Here is a 2,055-nt window from a genome sequence, read left to right on the forward strand (position 1 = left end):
GGGATAGGCGCCCCAGACGACCGACTGGGCAAGCCAGCCGGTGTGGCCGTCGAACGTCATTTCGCACCACTGGCCGTCGCAGGATTTGATCGTACCCATGACGCCAGGTTCGATCATCGCGACCACCCTTGCATCCTTGTCGGGGCTGTTGAGAAGATTGATCCGGGTGCCCTTGCCACGCTGCCATGGTGCGACGATTGCCGTGCGTCGGCCGGAAAGCAGCGACTGGTTGATCCAGCCTTCCGAACCATCGGCATCGCGCACGCGGCGCCAACTACTCGGTCGACTGGATGTACATGAAGGCCGGCCTGCCGATGGAGATCATCCAGGAATTCGACACATGGCGCCGGGGCCGACGCGCGAGTTGACGCGGCCGGATTTCAGGCTGACGAATCGCGGCAGCGGCAGGCCGCTCGGCCCGAGCGTGACGACGCTCTGGGCAGGTGCAGCCGCACTCTGTGCCGCCGTAAGCGGAGAATAAAGCAGAGCGCCGAAAAATGCTGCACTGAGGGCCAGGCGAAGCGACGCGAAACCAGACACTTTCATTCCTTTCGGCGCTTGCCTCGGCGCCCCTTTTTCTTTGTCTTCGGCGGCACCGCTTGTTACATGGGTAATCGGCACCGCGACCGGCTTTCAGTTTCGCCGGTCTTGGTTAAAGAGGTCTCAACGAGATCGGGTTAGAGCAATTCCAGCAAACCTGTGAAGCGGTTTTGCGTTCGGAATTGCGGCAAATACTCGAGAGGGAAACAATGGCAGGCAAAAAAAGGCCTCTCGTCGTCATCACGCGCAAGCTGCCCGACCCGGTCGAGACCCGCATGCGCGAACTGTTCGACGCAAGGCTGAATGTCGAGGACCGGCCGATGACGCAGCCGGAACTGGTCGCGGCGGTCAAGGAAGCCGACGTTCTGGTGCCGACCATTACCGACAATATCGACGCGGCGCTGATCGCTCAGGCAGGCGACAACCTCAAGCTGATCGCCAATTTTGGCAACGGCGTCGACAAGATCGATGTCGCGGCTGCGGCCAAGAGGGGCATCACCGTCACCAACACGCCGAATGTCCTGACCGAAGACACCGCCGACATGACGATGGCGCTGATGCTGGCGGTGCCGCGGCGGCTCGCGGAAGGCGCCAATGTGCTCACCGGCGACAAGAAATGGGCCGGCTGGTCGCCGACCTGGATGCTGGGCCGGCGCATCTGGGGCAAGCGGCTCGGCATTGTCGGCATGGGGCGGATCGGCACGGCCGTAGCCAGGCGGGCCAAGGCCTTCGGACTGTCGATCCACTATCACAACCGCCACCGCGTGCTGCCGGCCGTGGAAGACGGGCTGGAGGCGACCTATTGGGAAAGCCTCGACCAGATGCTGGCCCGCATGGATATCATCTCGGTCAACTGTCCCTCGACGCCGGCAACCTTCCATCTGCTTTCGGCGCGGCGGCTGGCGCTACTGCAGCCCACCGCCTATGTCGTCAACACCGCGCGCGGCGACATCATCGACGAGGAAGCACTGGTCAAGCTGATCCAGGACGGCAAGATCGCCGGCGCCGGCCTCGATGTCTACGAGCACGAGCCGGCCTTGAACGGCAAGCTGCTGAAGCTCGCGGCCAAGAACAAGGTCGTGCTTTTGCCGCATATGGGCTCGGCGACGCTCGAGGGCCGTATCGACATGGGTGAAAAGGTCATCATCAACATCCGCGCCTTCGTTGACGGCCACCGCCCACCAGACCGCGTGCTGCCGCTCAGGACCTGACACTGTCGCGGTGCGATATCCGTGGCCCACAAACCGTAAGATAAGACTTACGGGAGAGCTTTGCGCATGGTGATCGAGGTCGGCCTGGCATAGCCGTCATGCGCCGTCCGTCCAGTTTCGCGAAAGCCGAGGCGAGCAAAGGCCGCGTGGTTCGCGGTCAACTCGATCCGCGTCTGAAGCTCGATGGCGGCCTTGCCGCGGCCGCGGGCAAGGTCTTCGACCGCCTGCATCAGCCGCCGGCCGATGCCTTGTCCCTGGCAGTCCGGCGCCACGGCGAGCTTGCCGACATAGAACTCTGCCACCT

The 2,055-nt window shown here is 63.3% G+C and carries 3 protein-coding genes and 1 pseudogene; 2 read left to right on the forward strand and 2 right to left on the reverse strand.

Going from position 1 to position 2,055, the window contains the following annotated elements; genetic code table 11:
- Positions 1-264: SH3 domain-containing protein (locus ENZ75_RS29940; RefSeq protein ID WP_245481296.1), on the reverse strand; the 264-nt coding region annotated here is incomplete at its 3' end.
- A gap of 2 nt (positions 265-266) precedes the next feature.
- On the opposite strand from ENZ75_RS29940, the pseudogene ENZ75_RS29945 reads away from it, so the two are divergent.
- A pseudogene (locus ENZ75_RS29945) lies at positions 267-362 on the forward strand (SH3 domain-containing protein); the annotation flags it as partial.
- A gap of 387 nt (positions 363-749) precedes the next feature.
- Positions 750-1,751 (forward strand): D-glycerate dehydrogenase, encoded by a 1,002-nt coding sequence (locus tag ENZ75_RS29950; protein WP_013527881.1) that lies wholly within the window; start codon positions 750-752, stop codon positions 1,749-1,751.
- Positions 1,752-1,798: 47 nt separating this feature from the next.
- Here ENZ75_RS29950 and ENZ75_RS29955 read toward each other — a convergent pair.
- Positions 1,799-2,055: GNAT family N-acetyltransferase (locus ENZ75_RS29955; RefSeq protein WP_164888119.1), on the reverse strand; the 257-nt coding region annotated here is incomplete at its 5' end.

Origin of the sequence: Mesorhizobium sp. M7A.F.Ca.CA.002.04.1.1 (assembly GCF_004022805.1) — a bacterium.
Classification (GTDB): Bacteria; Pseudomonadota; Alphaproteobacteria; order Rhizobiales; family Rhizobiaceae; genus Mesorhizobium; species Mesorhizobium ciceri.

Bases quoted from the DNA above. Each gene is read 5' to 3' on its own strand.
- ENZ75_RS29950 (WP_013527881.1), top strand. From the start codon at position 750: ATGGCAGGCAAAAAAAGGCCTCTCGTCGTCATCACGCGCAAGCTGCCC.